The sequence below is a fragment of the Archangium minus genome (assembly GCF_044360475.1).
In the GTDB taxonomy this organism is placed as follows: domain Bacteria; phylum Myxococcota; class Myxococcia; order Myxococcales; family Myxococcaceae; genus Archangium; species Archangium minus.
Window position 1 is genome coordinate 4,792,305 of the sequence record NZ_CP043494.1, and the last position, 23,987, is coordinate 4,816,291.

21 protein-coding genes are annotated in these 23,987 nt (G+C 66.7%); 3 read left to right on the plus strand and 18 right to left on the minus strand.

Annotation, left to right across the window (positions count from 1 at the left end; genetic code table 11):
• Window positions 1-54: 54 nt before the first annotated feature.
• Together F0U60_RS19860 and F0U60_RS19865 are read right to left on the minus strand one after the other, a co-directional pair.
• Window positions 55-417 (minus strand): cupin, encoded by a 363-nt coding sequence (locus tag F0U60_RS19860; RefSeq protein WP_203403501.1) that lies wholly within the window; start codon window positions 415-417, stop codon window positions 55-57.
• A gap of 32 nt (window positions 418-449) precedes the next feature.
• Window positions 450-2,735 carry a S41 family peptidase gene (locus F0U60_RS19865; RefSeq protein ID WP_395822297.1) on the minus strand — a complete coding sequence of 762 codons (2,286 nt, stop codon included), beginning with the start codon at window positions 2,733-2,735 and terminating at the stop codon, window positions 450-452.
• Between the two features lie 544 nt (window positions 2,736-3,279).
• Between F0U60_RS19865 and F0U60_RS19870 the strand changes: the two genes are divergently transcribed.
• A complete protein-coding gene (locus F0U60_RS19870; protein ID WP_395822299.1) occupies window positions 3,280-6,756 on the plus strand; it encodes a WD40 repeat domain-containing serine/threonine protein kinase in 3,477 nt (1,158 codons plus the stop codon).
• A gap of 164 nt (window positions 6,757-6,920) precedes the next feature.
• Here F0U60_RS19870 and F0U60_RS19875 read toward each other — a convergent pair whose 3' ends face one another.
• Entirely contained in the window at window positions 6,921-7,511 is a 591-nt protein-coding gene (locus F0U60_RS19875; protein ID WP_395822301.1) for a tRNA-uridine aminocarboxypropyltransferase, read from the minus strand.
• Window positions 7,508-8,053, minus strand: a complete 546-nt coding sequence (locus tag F0U60_RS19880) for a hypothetical protein (protein ID WP_395822303.1) — start codon at window positions 8,051-8,053, stop codon at window positions 7,508-7,510. Before F0U60_RS19880 ends, F0U60_RS19875 begins: the two co-directional genes overlap by 4 nt.
• Before the next feature lie 186 nt (window positions 8,054-8,239).
• Between F0U60_RS19880 and F0U60_RS19885 the strand changes: the two genes are divergently transcribed.
• A complete protein-coding gene (locus F0U60_RS19885) occupies window positions 8,240-8,503 on the plus strand; it encodes an arsenate reductase family protein (RefSeq protein ID WP_395822305.1) in 264 nt (87 codons plus the stop codon).
• A gap of 24 nt (window positions 8,504-8,527) precedes the next feature.
• Here the strand turns inward: F0U60_RS19885 and F0U60_RS19890 are convergent, their stop codons facing one another.
• The 6 genes from F0U60_RS19890 to F0U60_RS19915 all read right to left on the minus strand — a co-directional run bounded on the left by F0U60_RS19890 (window position 8,528) and on the right by F0U60_RS19915 (window position 14,358).
• Window positions 8,528-9,409 (minus strand): DMT family transporter, encoded by an 882-nt coding sequence (locus F0U60_RS19890; RefSeq protein WP_395822307.1) that lies wholly within the window; start codon window positions 9,407-9,409, stop codon window positions 8,528-8,530.
• A gap of 17 nt (window positions 9,410-9,426) precedes the next feature.
• Window positions 9,427-10,821: an MATE family efflux transporter gene (locus F0U60_RS19895; RefSeq protein WP_395825324.1), complete on the minus strand. Its 1,395-nt coding sequence runs from the start codon at window positions 10,819-10,821 to the stop codon at window positions 9,427-9,429.
• Between the two features lie 259 nt (window positions 10,822-11,080).
• On the minus strand, window positions 11,081-11,794 hold the full coding sequence (locus F0U60_RS19900; RefSeq protein ID WP_395822309.1) for a DUF2063 domain-containing protein: 714 nt from the start codon (window positions 11,792-11,794) through the stop codon (window positions 11,081-11,083).
• Window positions 11,794-12,642, minus strand: coding sequence for a DUF692 domain-containing protein (locus tag F0U60_RS19905; protein WP_395822311.1), 849 nt, complete (start codon window positions 12,640-12,642; stop codon window positions 11,794-11,796). Before F0U60_RS19905 ends, F0U60_RS19900 begins: the two co-directional genes overlap by 1 nt.
• Window positions 12,643-13,113: 471 nt before the next feature.
• On the minus strand, window positions 13,114-13,623 hold the full coding sequence (locus F0U60_RS19910) for a hypothetical protein (protein ID WP_395822313.1): 510 nt from the start codon (window positions 13,621-13,623) through the stop codon (window positions 13,114-13,116).
• Window positions 13,624-13,815: 192 nt separating this feature from the next.
• Window positions 13,816-14,358, minus strand: coding sequence for an RICIN domain-containing protein (locus tag F0U60_RS19915; protein ID WP_395825326.1), 543 nt, complete (start codon window positions 14,356-14,358; stop codon window positions 13,816-13,818).
• A gap of 39 nt (window positions 14,359-14,397) precedes the next feature.
• Here F0U60_RS19915 and F0U60_RS19920 point away from each other — a divergent pair, with 39 nt between their 5' ends.
• The gene (locus F0U60_RS19920) at window positions 14,398-15,030 is read left to right on the plus strand and encodes a hypothetical protein (RefSeq protein WP_395822315.1); all 633 of its coding nucleotides are present in this window, start codon (window positions 14,398-14,400) and stop codon (window positions 15,028-15,030) included.
• A gap of 774 nt (window positions 15,031-15,804) precedes the next feature.
• Here the strand turns inward: F0U60_RS19920 and F0U60_RS19925 are convergent.
• The 8 genes from F0U60_RS19925 to tssB all read right to left on the minus strand — a co-directional run bounded on the left by F0U60_RS19925 (window position 15,805) and on the right by tssB (window position 23,944).
• Complete coding sequence (locus tag F0U60_RS19925; protein ID WP_395822317.1) at window positions 15,805-16,194, minus strand: DUF4280 domain-containing protein; 390 nt, start codon at window positions 16,192-16,194, stop codon at window positions 15,805-15,807.
• Window positions 16,195-16,267: 73 nt separating this feature from the next.
• The gene (locus F0U60_RS19930) at window positions 16,268-18,040 is read right to left on the minus strand and encodes a type VI secretion system Vgr family protein (protein ID WP_395822319.1); all 1,773 of its coding nucleotides are present in this window, start codon (window positions 18,038-18,040) and stop codon (window positions 16,268-16,270) included.
• The gene (tssG, locus tag F0U60_RS19935) at window positions 18,037-19,128 is read right to left on the minus strand and encodes a type VI secretion system baseplate subunit TssG (protein ID WP_395822321.1); all 1,092 of its coding nucleotides are present in this window, start codon (window positions 19,126-19,128) and stop codon (window positions 18,037-18,039) included. The genes F0U60_RS19930 and tssG overlap by 4 nt, the downstream gene beginning before the upstream one ends.
• The gene (gene tssF, locus F0U60_RS19940) at window positions 19,083-20,903 is read right to left on the minus strand and encodes a type VI secretion system baseplate subunit TssF (RefSeq protein WP_395822323.1); all 1,821 of its coding nucleotides are present in this window, start codon (window positions 20,901-20,903) and stop codon (window positions 19,083-19,085) included. The genes tssG and tssF overlap by 46 nt, the downstream gene beginning before the upstream one ends.
• Complete coding sequence (gene tssE / locus F0U60_RS19945) at window positions 20,893-21,378, minus strand: type VI secretion system baseplate subunit TssE (RefSeq protein WP_395822325.1); 486 nt, start codon at window positions 21,376-21,378, stop codon at window positions 20,893-20,895. The genes tssF and tssE overlap by 11 nt, the downstream gene beginning before the upstream one ends.
• 17 nt (window positions 21,379-21,395) lie before the next feature.
• Window positions 21,396-21,851 carry an Hcp family type VI secretion system effector gene (locus F0U60_RS19950; RefSeq protein WP_395822327.1) on the minus strand — a complete coding sequence of 152 codons (456 nt, stop codon included), beginning with the start codon at window positions 21,849-21,851 and terminating at the stop codon, window positions 21,396-21,398.
• A 51-nt stretch (window positions 21,852-21,902) separates the two neighbouring features.
• A complete protein-coding gene (gene tssC, locus F0U60_RS19955; protein ID WP_395822329.1) occupies window positions 21,903-23,396 on the minus strand; it encodes a type VI secretion system contractile sheath large subunit in 1,494 nt (497 codons plus the stop codon).
• Between the two features lie 38 nt (window positions 23,397-23,434).
• Entirely contained in the window at window positions 23,435-23,944 is a 510-nt protein-coding gene (gene tssB, locus F0U60_RS19960) for a type VI secretion system contractile sheath small subunit (RefSeq protein ID WP_395822331.1), read from the minus strand.
• Window positions 23,945-23,987: the final 43 nt, after the last annotated feature.

The following is a 23,987-nucleotide window of genomic DNA, read 5'->3' on the forward strand; positions in this document are numbered from 1 at the left end:
GAAATCTTCGCGGACTTACCTGAAGAGGATTAGCGCGAGGGGACGTCGCGGCGGCTACGCGTCGCGGTGGACGGTGTCGGGCGAGAAGGCAGGGAGGCAGATGGCGATGTACTCGGCGCCCTCGGCCTCGGGGGTGCTGTAGCGCACCCACTCGCCGGGCTCGGTCACCACGGCCTGGCCGGCACGCACGTCCAGGTGCCCGCCCTTGTGCTCCACGCGCAACAGGCCCTTGAGCACCACGGTCATCTCTCGGAACTCGGGCGTCTGGCCGGGCTCCACCCATCCGCCGGGGCTGCGCATGTGGGCGACGCTGAGATCGCCCTGCTTCGTGTTCACCCGCCCCACGTACTCGTCGATGAGCTTGGGCTTGTTGCCCGCGGCGGTGATGCGGGTGGGGGCGGCGATGAGGGTCGGCATGGCTCGTTCTCCTGAGGAAGGGGTACGGCGTGCTATCGGAAGGAGTCACCGGCCACCGCGGGGCTGCCGCTGGCCTTGAGGAACTCGAGCGCCTTGTCCAGCACCTCGTCCTTGCCGGACTGGATGCCCGCGACTGTCGGCCTCACGAAGACCTGGGGCCTCAGGCCCATCCGCTGCAGCTGGCGTCCGTCCACGTGCCGCACGTCGTGACCGGTGAAGATCATCGAGATGCCGCCGGGCAGCACCAGGTCCGTGATGTCGCCGTTGGCGCCCGCGCTCGGGCTGCCGATGAAGGTGGTGCCGTTGGCGGCCTCGAAGAACAGGCCCGAGTGCTCGGACTGGCTGATGGCTCGCTCGTCGATGAGCATCACCGTCCGGCCGTTGTACAGGGGCACGTTGGCCTTCGGCAGCTCCTGGAAGAACTTGAACCGGCCATTCGCCTCCTCCTCGGAGACGGCCGAGATGACGTTGCGCTCGAACACCGCCGCGTAGCGCGCCTTGCGCGTGTTGAGGTACGGCGCGATGGCCCAGGCCGTGCCGTTCGGGTAGCCGCGCATGTCGAGCACGAGCGCTCGCGTGTTCTTCAGCTTCGCGAACATGGCCTCCACCTCGGATACCTGCAGGCGGGTCAGGTCCACGTAGCCGACGTTGTCCCCGAGCATGCGCCAGGCCTCGCCCTGAGGCGGCTTCTGGAGCGACTTCAGGCTCCGGGTGAAGCGCACCTGCTTGAGCTGCCCCGTGGCATCACGCACGCCCACCGTCGCCTGGGAGCCCTCGGGCCCCGCCAGCGCCCTGGCCAGCAGCTTGTGCCGCAGGTGCACGGAGTGCGAGGCCGTGACATAGGGTCGCAGCGTCTCGAGCCGCTCCGCGAGGGGCTTTCCGTCGATCGTCTCGACCACCTGGCCCCGCGCGAGGCCCGGGGCGGCCGCCTCGTCCTGGATGTTCACCACCACCGCCTTGCCCTCGACCTCCATCAGCTCGAAGGGGGCGGGCAGTCCGGCCAGGCCCCGCTTCTCCAGCTCGGGGTGGCCGCGCAGGCTCGTGTGCCCGTCCTGGATGAGCGCGCTCATCTCCGCCACCGCGAGTGCGTACTCCGCCGCGTCCTTCGCCTTGTCGAACTTCGGCAGGAACGTGAGCAGCGCGCCGTCCCAGTCCCGGTCCAGCAGGTGCTTGTACGGGTAGAAGAGCTGGATGACGTTCCAGAGCCGGAAGAGCGCCAGCAGGCGGTACTCGCGCTTCGGGTAGAGCATGTCCTCGTACTTCTGGTCCGCCTGCCACCGGGCTGGGGGAAGATCGAACTCGCGCGTCTTCGCCTTCTTCGCCGGCTTGCGCGCCAGCTCGAGCGCCTTCTGGAGCGTGTCGTCCTTGCCCTCCGAGCGCGCGCGCTTGGGCAGCACGGCGTCCGCGCGCATGGGCATGCCGAGCTCGCTCAGCCGCACCGCCGCCTTCAGCCCGGCGCCGAGTTCCACCTGCGTCTGCTGCACCGCGGCTCCGTCGTCCAGCCGCCCCTCGGTGATGATCTGCGCCATGCCCAGGGCCTTCATCGTGAGGATGCGGGGATCCGCATACGACTTGTCATCCAGCAGGAAGATGACCGGGCGCGCCTTGCCGTCTCCCTTGGGGGAGATCAGCTCGCCCGCCGTGGTGAGCAGCGAGGTGGAGTAGCCGCTCGCCGTGGGGCGGGTCTGCGGGCGGTAGCCCGAGTGGTACACGCTGCGCTCCCCCGGCACCTGGAGCTCCTGGCTCAACAGGAGCGGGATCACGTTGCCGATCACCTCGTGCATGGACCAGGCGGTGCGGTCCTCCACCCCACGGGCACGCAGGTCGACGATGACGGCCTTGGCCTTGGAGATGTCGGGGCTCAGCTCCTCGGGCTTGTTGCGCAGGGTGGACAGGTTCGCCGGCGTCTTGACGGCGCGCAGGTCCAGCACGAGCACGTCCTTGGCCTCCCAGCTACGCAGCTCGCGCACCGGAGCCGCTGGCGTCTTCTGCGCACTCTCCTGCTGCTCGTCGGGGCGGAGGATGCGCGTGGCCGGATCCCTCAGCACGTCCAGCATGTCCTGCACGGCCGCGGCATAGGCCGCCTTGTCCTTGGCCTCCTCCACCCGGGGGATGGCGGCCACGAGCGCGGCGTCCCAGTCGATGTCCTTGTAGGCCAGGTACGGGTGGCGGTATCTCACCTGGCCCCACAGGCGGGCCAGGCGGTCCAGACGCTCCTCGCGCGAGGGGAGGGGGGCGTTGGTGGGCTCCGCCGCCGACGCGGTCGAGGCGACGAGACCGAGGGCCAGAGTGAGACTCGTGAGGAGGGTGCGCAACATGTGCCTTCCTGGGGGAAGAAGAGCGTCGGGGCCCCAACGGTAGCGCACCAGCGGCGATCCACCGAAGTGGGGAGTAGGGTTCCGGGTGCGAGAGCCCGCTCGGCTGGCCCTGCCTGCTCGCACGGAGGGCAGGGGGTGGAGGGGGTGTGAACCATTTCACAGCAACGGAGTGAGCCGGCTCACAGCGCTGGAAGTGGGCTCATGAGAAGGTGCTTTCAGAACACGGGGGACGGGTTCCGCGATGCGAGGGGGCTTGCACTGCGGATCCGACAAACTCCGAGGAGGCGCCTTGCAGTGCAAAGGGGGGAGGCGCTTCCCATTTCCGCGAGGTCCGGGGGGGCACGCGGGATTCTACGTGGCCCGCTTCTTGATGCCCAGGCATCGAGGAGCGGGCCGCGGTTTTTGCGGGCTTGGGCGGGCCTACCCCTCCACACCCCACCGTGGCTCCAGGGCTTCAGGGCGGACCACGCGAGCGGGACTCCGCATGGCGTAGGATCCAAGAGGCCATGAGGGCCACGCACGGTCGCGGCCCGGGGAGACATCCATGAGCCAGGCCAGGCCGCCAGAGGGCATCGGTCCCTCGGACGAGCCGGATGCATCCGTGTCCGGGAGCGCATCGACGTACGTGCCCCCGGTCCAGTCGGTCCCCGGTTCGCGGGAGGATGCGTCCGGCATGGAGTCCGCCACCACGCTGCTCTCGCCCTCGAGCGCCCCTGTCTCCGGAGTGCCCGCGGACGACGCGACGCTGCCGAAGGTGGATCCGTCCCGCTACGCCATTACCGGAGAGCTGGCCCACGGGGGCATCGGCCGCATCCTCCGCGCGAGGGACCTGCGGCTGGATCGGCCCGTGGCCATCAAGGAGATGCTCTCTCCGGTCCGCGAGGCCGAGTCCCGCTTCGTGGCCGAGGCGCTCGTCACCGCGCGCCTGCAACACCCCTCCATCGTGCCCGTCTACGAGGCGGGGCGCTGGCCGGGAGGCGAGCCCTTCTACTCCATGAAGCTGGTCTCCGGCCGCTCGCTGGCGGACGTCATCGCCGAGCGCGCCACGCTGGAGGAGCGGCTGGCGCTGCTGCCGCACGTGCTCGCGGTGGCCGAGGCCATCGCGTACGCGCACTCCGAGCGCATCATCCACCGCGATCTCAAGCCAGCCAACGTGCTGGTGGGGGACTTCGGAGAGACGGTCGTCATCGACTGGGGCCTGGCCAAGGATCTCTCGCGGGAGGGCGGGAGCGAGGCCGTGGGGAATGCCGGCACGGCCTCGGACGCCGAGGACGGAGGCCTCACCCGGGTAGGGACGGTGATGGGAACGCCGGCGTACATGCCGCCGGAGCAGGCGATGGGCCAGCCCGTGGACGAGCGCGCCGACGTCTACGCGCTGGGCGCCATCCTCTACCACCTGCTGGCGGGGACACAGCCGTATGACGGGGGCTCCTCGGGGCAGGTGTTGCAGCGGGTGGTGCAGGGGCCTCCGCCGCCTCTGTCCCGGCGTCAGCTGTGCATCCCGGTGGATCTCGTGGCCATCGTCACCAAGGCGATGGCGCGGGAGCCCGCCGAGCGCTACGCCACCGCGCGCGAGCTGGCCGAGGATCTGCGGCGCTTCCAGACGGGACAGATCGTCGGAGCCTATGAGTACTCGCGGATGGAGCTGCTGCGCCGCTTCGTCCGGCGCTACCGGGCCGCCGTGCTGGTGACGGGCGTGGCGATGACGTTGCTGGCCGTGTTGGGAGGCGTGAGCCTCGGCCGCATCCTGGACGAGCGCGACCGTGCCGAGCGCAAGCAGGCGGAGGCGACGGCGAGGGCCGACGAGCTCATGCTGGTACAGGCGCGCAATGCGGTGGAGTTCGATCCGATCGACGCCATCCGATGGTTGCGGCGCCTCTCGCCCGAGTTCACCGGGTGGTCGGCGGTGCGCACGCTCGCGGCGGATGCGCGGACCCACGGTTTCGCCACCGTGCTGCGTGGCCACTCGGAGGTCGTCAACGCACTCCTCTTCTCGGTCGATGGCCGCTACCTCTTGAGCAGCAGTGACGACCACTCCGTGCGCCTCTCGGAGTTGTCGCGGGGCACCAGCCGGGCTCTCCTTCCCGGTCACTCCGATGAGGTCTGGCGGCTCGTGCGCTTCCCCGATGACCGGAGCGTCATCTCCAGCAGCAAGGACGGGACGCTCCGCCGCTGGGACTTCGACACGGGGGAGGGCCGGATCTTCGCGACCCTCGCCGGACCCGTGTCCGCGCTCGTCACCACCGCGGATGGCCGTTACCTCTTCACCAACAGCCGCGTGGATGACCAGCTCTTCATCTGGGATCGGGACGGCGGTCCGATGCGGATGGTCCACACCGGGCACGGAGGCCTCGAGGAGCTGATGGTCTCGCCCGATGGCCGCTACGTGCTCCTCTGCACCTATCCGAACCACCGTGCGGTGCTGGGAGACCTGACGCGAGGCGCCTTCCAACCGCTGGAGGATGGCGGGATGGCGCGGGGAATGGCGCTCTCCCCGAACGGCGAGCTGGCCGTGGTGGCGGGGCGCGATGGTGTCCTGCGTGCCTTCGAGACGCGGAGCGGAAGGAGCCGGCACCTCGGTGAGCACTTCGGTATGGCCATGGTGCCCTCCTTCTCTCCGGACGGTGGGAGCCTGGCGTTCGCCAACCTCGAGGGCGACGTGCGGCTCCTGGAGCTGGCCAGCGGCCAGAGCCGGGTGTTGGGTCACATGGAGGGGATGCTCCAATACATCCGGTTCTCCCCGGATGGCCGGTACGTCGTCGCCAGTGGCAACGGCAGCGCCGCGCGGCTGTGGAACCTCTCGACCGGTGAGGTCCGGGTCCTGCGCGCGGCTCCGGAGGTGATCTTCTCGACCTGGTTCTCTCCGGATGGCCGGCACCTCGCCACGGGCAGCTCGGACGGTACCCTGCGCCTGTTCTCCGTGGACTCGGAGCTCCACCGCGTCCTCGTGACGGCGCCGCGTCCCCTGGTGGCCCTGGCCCGCTCTCCCGATGGCCAGCGCCTGGCCACTCTGGACGATCAGGGCACGCTCCGCCTGTTCGACCCGGCCGGGGGAACGCTTCTCCTGGAAGAGCGCGACTGTGTCCCGGACTTGCTGGTGTACTCCCCGGATGGCCGGTGGCTCGTGTCCGCCGGGCCCGGGGGGCGGCTCCAACAGCGCAAGGGCTCCACCGGGCGGGTGGAGCGCGTGCTCGAGGGCCATACCGGTCGCCTCACCGCGCTCGCTGTCTCGGGCGATGGCCAGTGGTTGGCCTCGGCGGACCGAGGCGGCGAGGTGCGGCTGTGGGAGCTCGCTTCCGGGGAGGGGCGGGTCCTCGGCCGCCAGGACAAGAAGGTGTTCCAACTCACCTTCGCGCCGGACGGTGGATGGCTGGCCTCGGCGGGGGGTGACGGGACGGTGCGAGTGTGGAACGTGGGCTCGGGAGCGGAGCGCGTCCTGGGCCGCCACGAGGACGAGGTCCACGCCGTGGCCTTCTCGCCGGAGGGCGGGAGGCTCGTCTCTGGAGGGATGGATCACACCCTGCGCTTCTGGAACTTGGAGGGCGGCCCGGGCCCACGCCTGGACTCGAGCGGGGCGGGAATCGAGGAGGTGCTCTTCTCGCCGGACGGTGGACTTGTGGTCAGCCGGAGCAAACTGGATCCGCGTTTGCGGCTCTGGGACGGGCGCACCGGCGAGCTCCGGCGGGTGCTCCGGGGCCACATCGCCGATGTCACCGACCTCGCCTTCTCTCCGGACGGCACGCGGCTGGCGTCGGCGAGCCACGACAAGACCGTGCGTCTCTGGGACCTGGCCAGCGGCGAGGCTCGGGCACTCCGGGGACACGCCTCGACCGTGAGGCGGGTGGAGTTCCTCCCGGATGGCCAGGGGCTCGTCTCCATCGGGCAGGAGGGCGCGGTGCGGCTCTGGCCGGACGAGCTGCCCTGGGACCAGGCCTCCTTGCGGACGTGGATGGCAACAGTCAAGGGCGCTGAACCTGAGTTGCGCATGCTCCCTCTCCCTCTGGGAGAGGGCGGGGGGTGAGGGTATGTCACCCCGTGTGTCACCCCGTGTGTCACCCCGTGTCGCGCCTGGGCCTGATCCGCATCGGAGCACGCAACTCCAGGTCTTCGTTCCCATTCAGGAACACGGGAAGGGACATACCCTCACCCTAGCCCTCTCCCAGAGGGAGAGGGGACATCCACGGATCAGTCGTCGTCCTCGAGCCGGCCACGGGCGATCAACACCCGGTCGATCATCAACTCGTGGAGCGCATAGAGCGGGCGAGCCACCTCTTCGCCCTCGAGCACCGTAATCGCCCCGGCGATGGCCTCCACGGTGGACATGCCATAGGGGTGGGGCGAGCGGCGCAAGCGTCGGGCCTCCGGGGGCGGAGGAGGCAAGGCGAGCCCCGGAAGACGGCGCAGCTCAGGGAGCCGCTGGTACATGCGCCGAGCCTGCGCCCAGTTGCCGTCCAGCACCACGAGCCGCTCGGGCGGCGGAGTGCCGGGCGGAGGCGACTGGGCATCCGGGAAGAGCAGCCAGGTGCCCGGCGCGGTGAGCACCGACAAATCGAACGGCTGACCCGGAGCCCCGTAGGTGACGATGCGGCAGCGCGTCAGCGCGAGCCCCGCCAGCCGCGCCGTGTTGGTGGACTTGTTGGCTTCCTTGTTGTGCCGGATGACAAGGAAGTCCGTGCGCGTCTGAATCCGAGGGACGTCGGCGCACAGGCACAGGGCGGTGGGCAGGTAGCAGGTGGGACAGCGTCCGGCGAAGTCCGCCGGGGTGCGAGACCTCATTTGCCCTGACGGTAACGCTGCATGAGCTCGCGCGCCTCGCGCAGCTTGGACTCGACGAAGCGATCCTCGGCGTCCATCTCCTCGTCCGTGTCCATGCCGAGCTGGAAGAGGGCCGACAGGTTGGCCGGGTTGATGTCCAGCCACTCGGCGGTGCGGTCGAGCACGTTGCGGCGGCGGCCGGCGAACGTCTCGGGGCTCTCGTCTGGCATGCAGCGGCAGACGCGGGCCGAGTCGCTGCCCACGTCCACGTAGAGCCCGAGCACCTCGGTGTCCAGCTCCGCGGCGATGGCGGAGGCGGCCTCGGTGACATGGGCGGCCAGGGCGTGCGCGGCGGAGCGCTCGGTCATGGAGCGCACCAGGTACACGCGCCAGCCGGCCTCGCCGAGCGTCCCGGCGGCCTCCAGCGGGGCGAGCTCGGCAGGAGGAGCGGAGATGCGCGTGAGAACGCGGCGCACGGGTGCCTCGATGTGCTCAAGCTGGGCGCTCGAGGTCGGGCAGAAGAAGACGACGCGGTACTCGCGGCTATCGACGGAGGGTTCCATGAGGGGACTGCTCCCGTGGACTCTGACGGGATCTCGCAAGAGGACCACTCCCCCGGCCCCCAGTGCAAGCGGGTATTTGAGGGAGTGCGGTGGGACTGCTACACGGGAGGCATGTCCATCACGCTCTATATCAAGAACGGTTGAACGGGTTGTAAGTCAGCGCGGGAGTTTCTCGCGCAAAAGGAAGTGCAGGCGGAAGTACGGGAGCTGACGAAGAAGCCGCTGAGCGAGGCCGAGGTCCGGGCGCTGGCGGCAAAGCTGGGAGGCGTCCACCAGTTGATAGCGCCCAAGAGGAAGGCGGAGCTGGGGGCGCTCGGGGAGGAGGAGCTGGTGCGGCACCTGGCGGCGAACCCGAACCACGTCCGCAGGCCCCTCATCGACACGGGGCGCCAGCTGCTGGGGGGCTTCACCGCGGAAGTCCGGGCGGCACTCGAGAAGGAGCTGAAGTAGTCCCCTTCTACCGGTCCCCATGGGTCACCCCGTACCCGTGGGGGCCGGTGCGTCCTGGCCCTGGGCACTCTCCCGAGCCCGAGGCTCGCTGGCGACCCAGACGCCAGAGCCGAGGACCACCAACCCACCCAGGATGCCGAGCGGCCCGAGAGACTCACCGAAGACGAGCACCCCGACGAAGGCAGCGGTAAGGGGTTCCAAGTAGGTCAGGGCGCTGGCGGTGGCGGTGGGGATGCGGCGGAGTCCGGCATAGAACAACAGGTTGGCGACGAAGCCGCACAGGAGGACGCCGCAGGAGGCCACGAGGAGGCGGGCGTCGATCGCGGGAGGCAGGGCGTCGCGCCCGAAGACGACCAGGAGGGCGAGGACAGCGATGGGGGCGTGGAGCGCGGTAATGGCCAGGGGCGAGTAGGCGCGAGAGGCCTCCTTCGAGGCGAGCACGTTGGCCATGAAGAAGAGGGCGCTGCCGCCGCCGAGCAGGGCGGTCCAGGGATCGGCGAGCCCTCCCCGGTGCACATCCAGCAGGAGCGCCAGCCCCGCGAGGGTGAGGGGCGCCGCCAGGAGGGCGCGAGGGGAGCGTCGCTCGCGGAGGATCCAGGGGGCGCAGAGGGCCGTGAGGAGGGGGGCGAGGTAGTGAGTGAGGACGGCGACGGCGACGGGACCGCGCTGGACGCCGCCGAAGAAGAGGGCGCAGTTGGCCGCGTCACTGAACCCGAGGATGACGAGCGCGAGCGTGGCACGGCGATCGCGCCAGGCCTCGCGGCGCAGGACGAAGGGAGCGGGGAGGGACAGGAGCGCCATGGAGAGGAAGGCGCTCTGGATGCCGGAGAGGCCGGCGGGCCGCAGGAAGAGGGACCAGCACCCCCAGAGGGTGGCGCCCAGGGCGACCAGGACGAAGTGCCTCACATTCGCTCCCTGGGTCCTCACGCGCCGACGGCCACCGGGGCCGGTTGCTCCTGCTCCACGGGGGAGACGAGCGACTTCTTCTCCCAGGCCCTGCTCCGCCACCGGACCCAGAAGACGATGCCGCGCGTCCACTCATCCGCCGCGATGGCCAGCCAGACGCCCGGCAGTCCCATGTTCAGCTTGAAGACGAAGAGGTAGCCCAGCGACAGGCTGAGGCAGGCCATGGATAGGAAGCCCATGTAGACGGTGAACGTGGCATCTCCGGCGGCGCGCAGGGCATTCACCAGGACGAGGTTGAAGGCCCGCCCGGTCTCGAGCACGAGGCTCAGGACCATCACCTGCGAGGTCAGCCGGATGATGTCGGCATTCTCCGTGAACATCCCGACGAGCGGCTTGCGGAACGCGATCGCGATCACATCCACCGCGATGGTGATCAGCACGCTCCACTTCAAGCTTTGCAGGACCTGCCGGTACGCATCGCCCGCGCGGCGCGCACCCACCAGGCGCCCGACGATGATGGACGTGCCGATGCCGATCGCCAGGCTGAAGAGGAAGACATACTGGGAGATGGCCAGCGCGTACTGCCTGGAGGCCAGGGCCGCGGTGCCCACGAAGGTGACGTAGTACAGAAACACCGTCTGGCAGACGTGGTACGTGACCTGCTCGACGGCGGAAGGAATGCCCACCTTGAGGATCTTCCGGATGTACTCCTTCGAGAACGTCATGTAGTCGCGAAGCGCCATCCGGACTTCCATCACCTGGTAGAGCATCCAGACGAAGACGACGAGCGCGATGGCGCGGCTCAGGCCGGTGGAGATCGCGGCACCGGCCACCTCCATCCTCGGGAAGCCGAAGTGGCCGAAGATGAGCAGGTAGTTGCAGAGCACGTGGATCACGTTCATGCCCAGCGACACGTACATGGACTGCTTGGTGAAGCCGTACGTGCGGAGCATGCTGGAGAAGACGTTGATGAGCGCCTGGAGGAAGAGGAATCCACCCGCGAGGCCCATGTACGTCTGGGCATGAGCCAGCACCTGGCCCTGCAGGTTCATGTGGGTCAGGATCGCGTTGCCGAACAGCAGCAGGCCCGCGCTGACGACGATGCCGAGCAGGAAGTTCAGCGTGATGGAGAGAGCGGTGATCCGGGCGGCCTCTTGCGCTCGGCGGGCGCCGATGTACTGCGCGACGACGACGGAGGCCCCGTTGCTGATGACCTCCATGATGAGGATGCAGATGAAGATGTACTGATTGACCACACCTACCGCGGACACGGCATCGTCCGAGACGCCGCTGAGCATGAGCGTGTCCGCCGTGCCCATCAGCATGAACAGTAGGAACTCAAAAAAGATCGGCCAGGTCAGCCGGAAGAGCCCCAGAGGAGGTTGGCCCTGCGTCGACTGTCCCTCGTGCATCACTGCGATTTCCACGTGCTCTCCTGCGCCTCGGAGCGACTTCGGCCTTGGCCGGGTCAGCTGTGGCCCCGGGGTCCAGCTTCATCAGGCCGTGGCGTCTCTCATGACCGCTGTGCCGGCGTCGAGCAACTAACCAGTCATGCGCTGGCCCGCTGCCTGTTCGATACCGTTTTTCGGTCCACGCAGGGAGAAAGTCTTCGTGACGAGTGAGGGATATTGTTTGCCGCTCAAATGAATTGAGCCTGGAGGTAACGCTTACTCAGGGAGTGAGAACCAGGCCATCTGTCACGCAGCGCTCCAGCGCGGCGCGGATGTCGGATTCCGCCACTCCCGTGGCCACAGCCACCTCGGCTGGAGCCAGCCCCTCCACCGCCATCTTCAGGGCCAGCAACGCCACGTCATCCGCGGCCATGTACAGGGTCACCAGGTCTCGCGGGTGGCGCCACAGCAGCGCCAGTTCCTCGCCCGGCCGTGGCTCGCCTTCTGCGCCACCTCGGATGAAGGGGCACAGCCGCCAGGAGTGCCGCAGCACCGCGAGTGTGGGGTTGGGCGAGAGCCGCTCCACCGTCGCTGGCACCCGCTCCTCCGAGGCGTAGACCGCGAAGTCCGTCCACTCGAAGCGCGCCAGCTCCGGCACCCACGCGGGCAGCCCACGTTCCGGCGCCTTGTCCGAGAGGAAGTCCGGGAAGTGCTCTCCCAGCCGGTTGAGTTCGTAGTGCCGCGCGGGCCCGGTGGCGAAGTAACCCCGCACCAGTTCTTCCCAGGCGGCTTCGCCCACGCATCGCCGAACCAGTGGGAAGAGCTTCTCCACTCCGTCCACCACGTGGTGGCGTACGAAGCGCCCATACAGTGCCACCCGAGTGCGCGGTGCCTCCCACCCGGGGTGCGCCGCGTACAGCCGCTCCAGCTCCGCCGCCCCGGGTTCCGCCAGGTAGGTCCTTATGGACTCGAAGAAATGCTGAAGGCCTGGCATCACCGTTCCCCCAGCTCTCCGAGCACCGCACGCGCCCGGTCCGCCTCGTCCAGCACTGCGTCTAGCGAGGGGATCCCCTGGTCCCATTCGATGAGCGTCGACACCGGGCCGGTGCGCTCCAGGAGATACCGGTAGAGCGCCCACACCTCGTCGCGGACGGTGGCTCCGTGGCTGTCGATGAGGATGTCTGGCAATTCCGTGTGGCCGGCCAGATGGACCTGCACCACCCGCTCCAGCGGCAGCGCGTCCAGGAATGCCTTTGGGTCGTAACCGTGGTTGCGGGCGTTCACGTACACGTTGTTCACGTCGAGCAGCAGACCGCAGTCGGCCTCCTCGACCACCGCGCGGAGGAAGGCGGCCTCGGACAGGGTGCACCCGGGCATGCGTGCGTAGCAGGTGATGTTCTCCAGCAGGAAGGGGCGATCCACCCTCGCCATCACCTCGCGGATTCGAGGCACCACGTGCTCCACCGCTTCCTCGGAGAAGGGGAGCGGTAGCAGGTCGTGCAGGTACACCCCGCCCAGGCGCGCGTAGCACAGGTGGTCGGAGAAGAAGGGCGCGTCCACCCGTTCCACCAGCGCCGCGAGCCGGGTCATGTAGTCCTCGTTCAGGGGCTCGGGCCCGCCGATGTCGAGTCCCACCCCGTGGGGAATCACCGGCCAGCGCTCGGCACAGGCGTCCAGCGCCCTCTGCGCGCGACCCCCCAGGGTGAGAAAGTTCTCGGAGACGAGCTCCACCCAATCGAGTGCTCGCTGGGTGCGAGGGAGCTGCTCATAGAAGTCTCGCCGCAGCCCGATGCCGACACCCAGCGGCTTCAATCCCTTTCCCTGTGCATGGCTCGCCGTCATGAGGGCCTCCGAGAGACGGGCTACCTGCCACCCGCGCAACTGTTTTCGCCGCAGCCTCCCTGGGAGCCCTTCTCCGGAGTCGCGGCTTTCTGGGCACCGCCGCAGGAGCCTTCTCCGCACGAAGCTTCGCCGCCTTTTTGTGTGGCCTTGCTGCTGCAGGAGCCTTCTCCGCACGAGGCCTCTCCGCCCCTTTGCGTGGCTTTGCCGCTGCAGGAGCCTTCTCCGCACGAGGCCTCTCCGCCCCTTTGCGTGGCTTTGCCGCTACAGGAGGCCTCTCCGGCCGTGGCGCTACATGAGCCCTGCGCGCCCTTTTCCGTGCTGGGTACCGTGGAACCGCTGGAGGTCACGCAGCCAGTCGCGAGCGAGCCGAGCGACAGGGTGCTTACGATGGCTGTCAGTGTCTTGATATTCATCTGAGGAGTCCTTTCCAAAGGTCAACGAATGTCGGGCAGAGAGGGGGGATGCCCTTCCTTACCCACCTTGGTGGTGTTTGACTGGCAGTTTGCCGAACCCCTGCTTTACGGACGCGTAGTACCGGTGGATTCCGTCCACGATCTCGTATTCGTGTGTCTTGTGGTCTTTGAGAAATTTGACGGTGATCGGGGGGAGGGGGACGCCTTTTTGGATTCCATTCAGGACGTTGCTGAGCTTTCGGTCGTCGTAGATAGCGCCGAGACGGTGTAGAGGGGGGAGCACGTTCTTGGTGTCGATGATGTGAGGTGAACATTCCTTCAATGTTTTGTAATATGCGTTGTTTTGCCTTGTTGGCGCGCCAGTCAGGGTTAGATTCATGATTTTTTTTCGAATCATCTCGTTCTCGATGGTAAGGGAGATGTCGAAGAGTTCGCTGTAGTTTTCAGGCGGGCAAATCGGAGAAAGATAGTACAGTAGGATTTCCGAAAGAGGCTGGGGATTGTCTGTGTGCTTCTTCAGTCGATCCATTGCGCTCAATTCGTTGAGTTCGGTGAACATGAAGGACATGGGTGAGAGTTCGGGTGGCGAAAGTGGGAATGCGAAATTCTGAATTCATGTTCGAGACGCTCGCGTTTTGTTTCTCATGAATCGACGTGCGTCGGCGGGGCGGCGGATCCAGCAAGAAGGACAGGAGTATGGGACCTCACTTTCTGCGGCAGTGGCGTCATCCCTTCGCGCCAAGTCGTGGAGCCCTATGTTTCATCCAGCGGGCGTGTCTGAGGTGGATGCGATTGTCTGGGCGGGACTGATGCGAAACCGTTGAACATCTTGCAAGGTGCAGTTCGACTGGATGAGTGGGGTGCTGGAGTTGCTTTGGCCCCGAGATGCCGCCAAGCACTTACCGCTGAGCTTGTTGCGGAGTTCCCGGTGGCCATCAGCGCCCCTGTCACTCACTTGGAAAATCTGGCATTCCGCACCATTGCACGGCCGTTGGACGATGAGGGCTCCCTCCTCGCGGCTCCCGTCCTTGACATCCACGCACTTGCCGCTCTGCTGGGAGATGATGTTGAAGAGCCGGTCCTCGGGATTCCCGACTGGCTTCAGGCTGAAGCCCTGGCCAGGTTGGAGCTGGAAGGGCGACAGGACGACCGCATCTTCATCCTTCCCTGCGGAGCCGCCAACGGTCAGCACCTGATGGCTGTCCTTGAGCGTGATGGCGAGCGGCGGTTCTTCTGCCCGAGCCGTGGCACCCATCCCGAAGGTCGTGGCGGCAACCATGACCATGTGCAAGATTTGTTTCATCGTGTGTTCCTTGTCTCGTGAGGAGCAACGCCCCCAGAGGTGGAGAGCCACTTCCACCCATGTGACTTCACGTGCGAGCCTTTACGGCACTTCCTCGGTGAGCTGGCCGGGCTGGATGATTTGGATGATGCCTCTGGGCGCGCCCACGACCCAGGGAGCCGGGGTCACCGGGATGCAGGGCATGGGGTCGGAACGCCCAGAGCCGCAGCGGTCGCGGTGATCACCGTGGGGTTGAGCGGCGACCTGCACATTCCAGACATGCCGAGCCATGAATATTCTCCTTTTCCGCGGGAGTTGCTCATAGAAGTCCCGCCGGAGCCCGATACCGGCTCCATTTCCCCGGAGCAACGGTGCACTTGGTTCAACGTCGATCCGGTCGAAATACATGGTCGAAGTGCGATTTTGTTATTGCGCCGACTTCATCTATTCTTCGATTCCCGAGAGCCAGTAGTCCAAGTGGTTTCCAACTATTCTCCCATCTGTGGCGGTGAAATATTTGCATTTTGCGTCGATATTGAACTGGATGTTGGTCCTGCGATCTTTTTTGGAGCGCACCTTGTAGACGATCCGTTCTGCGACATGCTGACGGCTACAGTGAGCCTCGACTTCCACTTGCACGTTGCTATTTCCCCGGATTCGGGATTCGATCACTGCCATGAAAGTGTTCGCTGAGTAACTGGCCGCGACCAGGTTTCGTGGGACGGTTGCTCCCCCTAGAGAGGCTGCGCGCAGATGGCACCACTCCGCGCTGCGTTTCCGGTCGTCTTTGTAGGACACTTTCCAGCCAGCATATTTCCACGCTGATAGTCTTTTGCCATTGTTTAGTTTCTTGCCCATGACGCTTGCGGTGTTACGGTGTGTGTCGGGCGTTGTTCCGATATTCGTGTATGCGATCTTCTGGAGGAGGCGAGCGTTGGTTTTCGGAATTTCGGTGCGCGCTCGGTAGCACTTGGGTCCTGCTGTGTACCGCACTGTGAGCTCACAATCATTAAATCCGGGCCGATGAAATAACAGCGGTGACCCCAGGAGGTGTCGGCCCGGTGCCATACGCAAAGTCATCCTGCCGAACGTCCACAAAACTGTCTGGTGCGGCAGTGTGTTTGTGTTTATTTTTCTTATTTTGTTTGGTTCTTTCTTGTGTTTGGTATGGTTGTGTCTATTGGGAGGCATGTTGTCTTGGGAGTCGTGCTTTTTGAATTGCTCAAGCAGGAGGGGAAGAGGGTGTGCCGTCATGAAGTTTGTGTGATGTGCGTGTGTGTTGACGCGGCATGGTTTGTCACTTGCTGCGAGTGGGGGTGTAGCCCCACTTGAGGAGGTTTCCTGGGCGTGGCTGATGCGAAACCGCTGGTCATCCTGCGAAGTGCAGTTCGCCTGGATGAGCGGGGTACCGGGGGTGGTGCGGCCCCGAGGTGCCGCCAAGCACTTGCTGACTTCGCGTGCGAGCCTTTACGGCACTTCCACGGTGAGCTGGCCGGGCTGGATGATTTGGATGATGCCTCCCCAGGTGCACATCAGTCGGGACTGGTCATCGAGGGCGGGGGCTCCACCCACCACCACGGTGGGCGCGCCCACCACCCAGGGCGCTGGGGTCACCGGTATGCAAGGCACGGGGGTTGGCACGCCCAAGGCCGCGGCGGTCGCGGCGATCACCATGGGGTTGACCGGCGACATGCACATTCCAAATGGTGGGATGTTCGTCACGGGAACGTGGTCCTGGATGTTGGCCGCCGGGCTCCCCCCGACGAGCACCCTCTTCACGGGCGGTACCACGAGCGGGGACGGAGTCATGCCAAAGCTGCATCGCATCATCGCGCCCATACAGACATGCCGAGCCATGAGTGCTTTCCTCTTCCGGGTTGGATTCACCTGCCTATGTGAATGATGTCCCGCGCCCCGGTTGTGATGCGCTCTAATCAGCAATGTTCTTGGGGCGCTTGAGCTTCACACCGCCTCCAGACAGCGCACTGCCTCCGGAATTGATCTTCACCAGCAATCCCTGGATGGAAACTCCGCTCGCGTCGATGGTGATGAAATTGCCGGGCCCGGGTCCCTTGAGGGTGAGTCCGCTCGTGGCCTCGATGACCACCTTGGATGATTTCAGGTGGACCTCCTCGCCCGCCTCCAGCGCATGCCGCTGCTCGACACTCACGACCTGGTCCTTCTTCACCACCAGCGTGTCGTCATTACCCACCTCGCGCAGGCCGTCGTGCTCCACCGTGACCGTCATGTCCCGGCGGGCGTGCAGGTACAGCTCCTCCACGCCCTTCTTGTCCTCGAAGCGCAGTTCGTTGGGTTGGCCCTCGCCGGAAGGGGCGCCGCGTATCGTGCTCTTGGTCTGCTCGGCGGACAGGGGATAGGGCACCCGCTGCTCGGCGTTGTAGACCGAGCCGGTGATGATGGGCCGGTCCGGATCCCCGTCCACGAACGTGACCAGGACCTCCTGGCCCACGTGGGGAAGGAAGAAGTTGCCCCAACCCTTGCCGGCCTGGCTCTGGGCCACCCGTATCCAGCAGGAGTCCCGGTCCTCTCGATCCCAGGGGAAGCGCACCTTCACGCGTCCGTAGCTGTCCGTCCAGATATCCCTGGCACCCGGCTCGCCCACCACCCGGGCGCTCTGTACGCCTGTCACCACGGGCCGAGGCGTCTCCCGGGGCGGCCGGAAGGGCGTGGCGGCCGGGAACGCTTCGAAGCTGTTGGCGTACTGCTCCACCGTGGCCGAATGGGACACCCACCGCAGCACGTAGTCTCCATCGACGTCGTCGCGGTCATGTTCCGTCAGCGAGAAGCGGTGGCCTGGGATGAACCAGCGCACCCGGCTCTGGCCCCTCAGCGTCCGGGCCCGCACCTCATGGGACTCCAGGCGCACCCGGCCGCGCTGCTCGCCCACGTGCTGCTGGGTGAAGTTCCCGGGATACTCGTACTGCTCGAAGCGGGCCTGCTCGCCAGCGACCTTCGCGCGCAGCCGCGTCGAGGGCATCACGAAGTAGTAGTCCCCCAGGGCATGGACATCGGGGACCACCTGCTGCTCGAACTCGCAGCCGGTCACGGCGTCGTCTGTCTTCACCGTGGATTGATGCCCCTGCACCCTCGCCACTCCCGGCCCGGGGCAGGGCGCATGGGCGCCGGCATCGTCCGCCAGCACCAGCGTGTGCCGGGACTTCGAGTGCTCGAAGAAATAGAAGATGCCCTCGTCCTCCATGAGCCGGGAGACGAAGTCGAAGGTGGACTCCTGGTGCTGCACGCAGTACTCGCGCGGCGGGTAGCTGCGCTGGAGCTCCATCCGGAAGTCGGTGAAGCCGTGCTCGGTGAAGAGCTGCTCGAGAATCTGCGGTACCGTCTTGTCCTGGAAGATGCGGCTGTCTCGGGTGAGGGTGAGCAGCCACAGCCAGGGGCGCAGCTCGGCGATGTACTTCGTGAAGTCCGGGTAGGTACCGGCCTGGACGAAGCGGGTCACCACTCCGTGGAAGAAGCGTTCGCCACCGCGGACCAGGTCCAGGGTGATGGCGGCGTCCTTGCCCACCACCTGGGAGAAGTCCACGTCGCGCTGCTCGGAGCGCAGCTCCAGGGTGAAGTGGAAGGGCTGTGAGAGGGCTTCCTCTCCATGGAAGCCGTGGAGCAGCAGCACGTCCTTGCCCAGGGGGGTGGTGAGGGACAGGTAGACGTGATCCTGGGTGTAGCTCATGTTCCGGCCCCTTCTCGTTGTTCGCGCAGGTGGCGGGGTGAAAGCGCCACCGTCCGCAATCCCTGTTGTCCGGGCCTGGCGCGCAGCCAGGACGTCCATCCCAATCGTGGGCTCCGGCGATCACCCACGTCGCGCAGGGGCAGTTCGGGGATGTCCTCGGCGCGCGGTCGCAGCACCAGCGCCACCTCCGGGCCCGGGCCGAGCGCGAAGCGGGTGAGTGAACGCAGCGCGGCCAATCCCTGGCCACCGGGCAGCAGGCCCCGGTAGCGGCGCCACGAGAGGGGGCCGAGCTCCAATTCCAAACCCGCCTGTTCCTGCCAGGCTCGCCTGCCGAGAACCGCTCCCTGGCCGAGGTGCTGGTTGCGCCCGGTGGGACCCAGACGCGTCCACTGCTCCTCCTCCAGCTCCAGCCAGGACCCTCGGGGCAGCCGGAGGCGCACGTCCACCCCCAACCAATCCGAGAGCATCGCCCGCAGCGCCCCCACGGACACGGGCCGGCGCGCCAGCAGCCCCGCGTAGCGCAGCAGCACCCGGTCCTTCACTTTCAACCGTCCCTGCATCCCCTGGGTGCCCAGACCCATGAAGGCATACAGGTAGCGGGCCACGTCATGTGCTTCGGGCGCGCCCTCCTCCAGCCACACCCGGCGGAGCTGCCGCCCCCGGTACAGCAATGACAGCAGCCGGTGGTGGAAGAGATCCAGGAAGTCGCGCATCCCCGTGTCCCCGGCGCGCGTCCGGTCCTTCAACTGCTGGGCGAAGGGCCTCGGCATCGGCCCCAACGCTCCGCCCAGCCCGAAGAAGGCCACCGTCATCACCGGCATGCCCCTCCGCTCCGGTGCATCCGCCTTCTCCGGGGGAAACTCCACCTGGACGATGTCGCTGGGCGGGAAGGACATCTCCACCGTGGAGCGCAGGCGCACCGGCTCCTGGCGGAACGACACGCCTCGGCCCGCGGGCGCCTCCTGCCCCGGGTGGATCAGGCGCAGCAGGCGCATCGCCTGGAAGAAGTCGAAGCGGTAGCCGGCTTCGCGGAGCTCCTGCTCTACAGAAGGGGCTGGTCGCCGGTCCTGGGTGGCCATCTCATCCATGTGCCCTCCCGTTGCTCGCTCTTCGCCACGAGCTGGGTAAAGGAATCCACCGCGGCGTACAGGCCAAAGAAGTGGCTGAGCACCGCCCCGAGCAGCAGCGCGCTGTTGCCCACGTAGAACGACTCGTCGAAGGTGAGGGTGAGCTCCAGGCCCCGGCAGAAGCCTCGCCAGGCGTCCCACCCGCGTTGTCTCACCACCGGCCGGCACTCCAGCTTCGTCAGTCCCTGGAGCTGTTTCTCGGCGACATCGCCTCCAGAGCCGTCATGCAGCCGCAGCAGCTCCTCGAGCGACTCCAATGCCTGCTCGCCTCCGCTGAGCGACAGGTGGTGCAGGGACAGCAGGGAGACGAGCTGCCAGAGCGTGGGGCCTCGCTCCGGAGGCAGTCGCGGTGGTGTGGGGCGGCGCAGGCAGCGGATGGAACCCACCGGGGCTCGTTGCTCCACCTGCAGTGGTGCGCCGGTGGCGAGCTGCACGGGCAGCGAGCCGTTGGTGCACAGCGTGTGTGCGTAGAGCGTCTGATCCGCCGGAAGCTGGGGGTTGAAGTCCAGATCCACGAAGGACAGCAGTATCCGTGAGCTCCTCGCGTCCGCGTCACCGGTGGGCTGACGCCGTGCGTGCCAGAAGGCGCGTGGCCGACCTCCCCGCTCCTGGTGGCGCCAGGAGAAGATGGGCTCCACCACACGCGTCCGCTTCTTCTCGTCGGGTGACGCGCTGACGGAGACGATGGAGTGCAGCTCTACCTCCTTCGGGCGTCGGGCGTCGGGCACCAGCGGATACTCGGTGCGGCGCTGATCCATCCGCAGGGGCTCGGCCAGCTTGGGAAAGAGATTGATGATGGGCGTGCAACCCAGCCGGAACATCTCCGGCGAGACCGCGAGGCCCTCGTCGGGATCATCGTCCAGGAGCAGGAACACCTCGAGTGTCTTCTGGGCGGATTGGATGCACTCGCGGCTCAGCGACAGCTCGGCGAAGAGGAACTTCTCCGGGAAGGCGAAGTACTCCCGCAGCAGGCGGTAGCCGGGATGTGAGTGGGGAGGGGTGGGCAGCACCTCCTCCTCCGGGCCGAAGCCTGGTTGTCGCAGGCTTCCCCGAGGCAGGAGGTGGGGTCTGCCCGGTGTTCCATCCGGGATGAGCGCCACGCTCTGGATGTGACCGGTGAGCAACTCGTAGATGCGGAAGGCCACCTCCGAGGGCCCGTCGAGGAAGAACCGCAGGTGCTCGATATCCAGATCCTGCCACCGGGCACCGTTGGAGGTCTCCAGCCGCAGCCGAAGCACCGCCGACACGTTCCGCTGCTCGCGCAGCCACTTGTGGGCAAGAGGTGATTCCAGGCGCGCCTCGGTCACCTTCAGCGGCCAGAGCATGACCGGGTAACAGGTGCGGAAGCGGCAGACCTGCCCCGGACGAGGCTCGGCGAGCAGGGACGTGCCGCGCTCGATGCGGGTGCCCGCCAGGGACAGGCCCGCCTCCGGGTCCACCTCGAAACAGGCGATCGACATGGAGGGCTGCGGCTCCACCAGATGAGGGGCCAGTTGGCCCAGCAGGCTGCTGCTGATCTCCGGCAGATCGCTGTCGAAGGCGTGCTGGACGCGCGCGGTGAGGAACGCGAACGACTCGATGAGCCGCTCCACGTGGGGGTCTCCCACCTCGCCATCCTCCAGCCGCAGCCGCGCGGCCAGCCGGGGGTAGCTGGCCGAGAACTCCGCTCCCGCACCGCGCAGCCAGGCCAGCTCCCGTTGATAGGCCTGGAGCAGCTCGTCCTGGCTAGAGCCCATCGTCCACCTCCACCAGCCGTCCGCCCCGGTCCAGCCGCAGCGGGAGGGAAAGGGATTCAGGGATGAGCCCCGGCGCGAACCGGGCGGTGAGCACCGCCACGACGGCTCCCTCCTCGGAGGGAGGGAGCCGTACGGAGACCTGGAGCTGGCACAGCCGTGGCTCGTAGGCCTCCACCGCGCGGGTGATGAGCCGCTCCAGGCGCCGGGCATCCTCTGGGGCCGAACCCAGGGACCACAGGTCCGGCAGTCCATAGTCCAGGACGGAGCGCTCGCCGGGTTCGAGCGACTCGGCCTCCTTCAGGGAGAGCGTGCAGCGCGTGCCCAGTATATGGGCTACCTCTCGCCTCACCGAGGCGCGCAACGCCTCCTCCGAGACCTGGGGCTCAAGGGTCTCGCCAGTTGTCTCTCTTTTCAGGTCCATCAACCTGTCCAGCAGTGGAGTGGAGGCTCCGCCGTCCTGGTGTGCGGCTCTCATGCGTGTGTCTCCCGGGCTCACTTCTTCGCGTTCGTTTCCAGGTCCCAACCCGTCGAATTGCTGGCGCCCTCCGTCCATTTGATGGACGAGTAGCTGAGCATCACCGTCTCCATGGGATCGTCCTCTGGGCCTCCACTGATGGACACCGAGGTGATGAAGACCTTGTCCAGCTCGAAGGAGAAGATCTTGCTCTTATTGTTGCCCAGGATGCTGATGGTGGCCTTTCCGACCTCCTCGCCCGAGCTGCAGTACAGGAAGAGATTGGGTGAGGCATCGTCTGCCTTCTTGACGATGGTGAAGGCCTCGTGCTGGGTGCGGCCGTGCCGGTCATCACCCTCGTTGGAGCGCTCACCACTGGTCATCGGGAAGGAAATGGTGTGGCTGAAGGAGAACACCTCGATCTGGCCCTTGAAATCAGCGCTTTTCGAGGCGCCCCTGGCCTTGTCGATCTTGAGATAGATATTGGATGGCATGTCTGGTCATGACCTCATGGTGTGGAAGGGGATTCACGGAGGAGGAGTGTTTCAGGCGGCCGGGGTGGGCAGATCGGCCACCAGGCGGATGGAGGCGGTCAGCTCGTTGAGCTGGAAGTGGGGGCGGAGGAACACCACGGCCCGGTAGGAGCCGGGGCGGCCGGGGATGTCGGTGACGTCCACCCGTGCCTCGCGCAGGGGCTGGCGGGCCTTGATGGAGAACGACGCGTTGTCGTTGGTCTGCACGTAATTGGCGATCCACCGGTTGAGGAAGGTGGAGATCTCCTGGCTCGAGGAGAAGCCGCCGATCTTGTCGCGCATGATGACCTTGAGGTAGTGCGCGAAGCGCGAGGTGGCCATCAGGTAGGGGAGCTGGGCGGACAGCTCGGCGTTGGCATTGGCCTCGGGTGTGTCGTAGCGCCGCGGCTTGTTGGCCGTCCTCGAGCCGAAGAAGGCCGCGTAGTCGGTGCCCTTGCAATGGCAGAGCGCGATGAAGCCCAGGTCGCTCAATTCCTTCTCACGCCGGTCGGTGATGGCCACCTCGGTGGGGCACTTCTGGGCGATATCCCCCTCGTCGGTGCGGAAGGTATGGGTGGGCAGTCCCTGGACGATGCCACCGCTCTCCACGCCTCGGATGTTGGCGCACCACTGGTAGAGGGCGAAGGCCTGGGTGATGCGCTGGGCCATCGCATACGCGGCGTTGCCCCACAGGTACTTGCGGTGATTACGCCCGTCCACGTTCTCGGTGTAGTTGATGCCCTCCACCGGCACCGTGTCCGGCCCGTAGGGCTCCCGCAGCAGGACGTGCGGCAGCACCAGTGCCACGTAGCGGGAGTCCTCCGACTCCCGGAAGCTGCGCCAGCGGATGAGCTCGGTGCTCTCGAACAGGCGCGCCAGGTCCCTCGGGGCGCCGAGGTCGGTGAAGCTGTCCAGGTCGAACAGGGAGGGGCTGGCCGCGGAGATGAAGGGAGCGTGGGCGGCGGCGGCCACCCGGGAGATGGACTCCAACATCGCCACATCCTGCGGGGCGCGGCCGAACTCGTAGTCGCCGATGAGCACGCCATAGGGCTGACCGCCGAAGGTGCCGTACTCCTCCTCGTAGACCTTCTTGAAGAGGTTGCTCTGGTCGAACTCGGGGGCCCGCTCCAGGTCGCTGCGCAGCTCGTTCTTGGTGGCGTGCAGTACGCGCAGCTTCAGGTTCGTCCCCGTCTCCGAGTCGAACACCAGCATGCGCAGCCCCCGCCAGGAGGCTTCCAGCCGCTGGAAGGGCTCGGCGTGCAGCACCTCGTCGAGCTGTGCGCTCAGCAGCTCGTCGATCTGGGTGATGCGCCGGTTGAGGAGGGCCAGCACGTCTACCTCGGCGGTTGCCTCCGTGGAGAGCGCCTGGGCCACGAACTCGCTCACCAGTTCTCGGGCGCGGGGCTGCTGGCTTTCGTCGCGAGCGAGCCTTCCCTGCTCGATGAGTCGTGCCAGCAGTCCCGGGGCCGGGTCCTCCTTGGGAGCCTGCTTCTCGGCGGATGCCTTCTGCGTTGTATCGTCAGCCATTGTCCTCTTCCTTCCGTGGGGTGGTGTGTGGAGGCGGGTCAGGGATTGCTCTTCGCGTTCAGCTCGGACGCGAGCGCCTGGAGTCTGGCCTTGTCCTTCAACGCGGACCGCAGTTGCTCCATCAGCGCGTCATTGCCATCCAGCTTGGCGAGCAGGTCCACCAACCGCTGGCGCGAATGCAGGAGCTTGCGCAGGGGCTCGATCTGCTCGACGAGCTGGCGTGGGTGGAACGCATCGAAGCTCTCGAATTTCAGCTCCACGGGCATGCGGTTGCCGTCGCCGCGGATCTTGTCTTCCACGGACAGTTTCAACCGAGGCTCGATGGCGGCCATCACCTTGTCGAAGTTGTCGCGGTCGATCTCCACGAACTTGCGTTTCTTCAACCGGGGCAGCCCCTCGCGCTGACCGGCCAGGTCCGCCAGGATGCCGACCACCAGTGGGAGCTCCTTCTGCTCCACCGCGTCTCCGATCTCCACATCGTAGGTGATCTGCACCCGAGGGGGGCGGATCCGGTCCAGCACGTGTTGAATGCTTTCTTTCGCGGGCATTGTGTTTCTCCTTGTGGGGGTTGGGTGGGGCGCGCTGATTTGT

What these genes read in the sequence shown, in the direction of transcription:
- tssB (WP_395822331.1), bottom strand. Translation starts at nt 23,944, where the DNA reads ATGCCCGCGAAAGAAAGCATTCAACACGTGCTGGACCGGATCCGCCCC.
- F0U60_RS19925 (WP_395822317.1), bottom strand. Translation starts at nt 16,194, where the DNA reads ATGGCTCGGCATGTCTGTATGGGCGCGATGATGCGATGCAGCTTTGGC.
- F0U60_RS19910 (WP_395822313.1), bottom strand. Translation starts at nt 13,623, where the DNA reads ATGTCCTTCATGTTCACCGAACTCAACGAATTGAGCGCAATGGATCGA.
- F0U60_RS19950 (WP_395822327.1), bottom strand. Translation starts at nt 21,851, where the DNA reads ATGCCATCCAATATCTATCTCAAGATCGACAAGGCCAGGGGCGCCTCG.
- F0U60_RS19870 (WP_395822299.1), top strand. Translation starts at nt 3,280, where the DNA reads ATGAGCCAGGCCAGGCCGCCAGAGGGCATCGGTCCCTCGGACGAGCCG.
- F0U60_RS19865 (WP_395822297.1), bottom strand. Translation starts at nt 2,735, where the DNA reads ATGTTGCGCACCCTCCTCACGAGTCTCACTCTGGCCCTCGGTCTCGTC.
- F0U60_RS19875 (WP_395822301.1), bottom strand. Translation starts at nt 7,511, where the DNA reads ATGAGGTCTCGCACCCCGGCGGACTTCGCCGGACGCTGTCCCACCTGC.
- F0U60_RS19905 (WP_395822311.1), bottom strand. Translation starts at nt 12,642, where the DNA reads ATGACGGCGAGCCATGCACAGGGAAAGGGATTGAAGCCGCTGGGTGTC.
- tssF (WP_395822323.1), bottom strand. Translation starts at nt 20,903, where the DNA reads ATGGGCTCTAGCCAGGACGAGCTGCTCCAGGCCTATCAACGGGAGCTG.
- F0U60_RS19930 (WP_395822319.1), bottom strand. Translation starts at nt 18,040, where the DNA reads ATGAGCTACACCCAGGATCACGTCTACCTGTCCCTCACCACCCCCCTG.
- F0U60_RS19900 (WP_395822309.1), bottom strand. Translation starts at nt 11,794, where the DNA reads ATGCCAGGCCTTCAGCATTTCTTCGAGTCCATAAGGACCTACCTGGCG.
- tssE (WP_395822325.1), bottom strand. Translation starts at nt 21,378, where the DNA reads ATGAGAGCCGCACACCAGGACGGCGGAGCCTCCACTCCACTGCTGGAC.
- tssC (WP_395822329.1), bottom strand. Translation starts at nt 23,396, where the DNA reads ATGGCTGACGATACAACGCAGAAGGCATCCGCCGAGAAGCAGGCTCCC.
- F0U60_RS19860 (WP_203403501.1), bottom strand. Translation starts at nt 417, where the DNA reads ATGCCGACCCTCATCGCCGCCCCCACCCGCATCACCGCCGCGGGCAAC.
- F0U60_RS19895 (WP_395825324.1), bottom strand. Translation starts at nt 10,821, where the DNA reads ATGCACGAGGGACAGTCGACGCAGGGCCAACCTCCTCTGGGGCTCTTC.
- F0U60_RS19880 (WP_395822303.1), bottom strand. Translation starts at nt 8,053, where the DNA reads ATGGAACCCTCCGTCGATAGCCGCGAGTACCGCGTCGTCTTCTTCTGC.
- tssG (WP_395822321.1), bottom strand. Translation starts at nt 19,128, where the DNA reads ATGGATGAGATGGCCACCCAGGACCGGCGACCAGCCCCTTCTGTAGAG.
- F0U60_RS19915 (WP_395825326.1), bottom strand. Translation starts at nt 14,358, where the DNA reads ATGAAACAAATCTTGCACATGGTCATGGTTGCCGCCACGACCTTCGGG.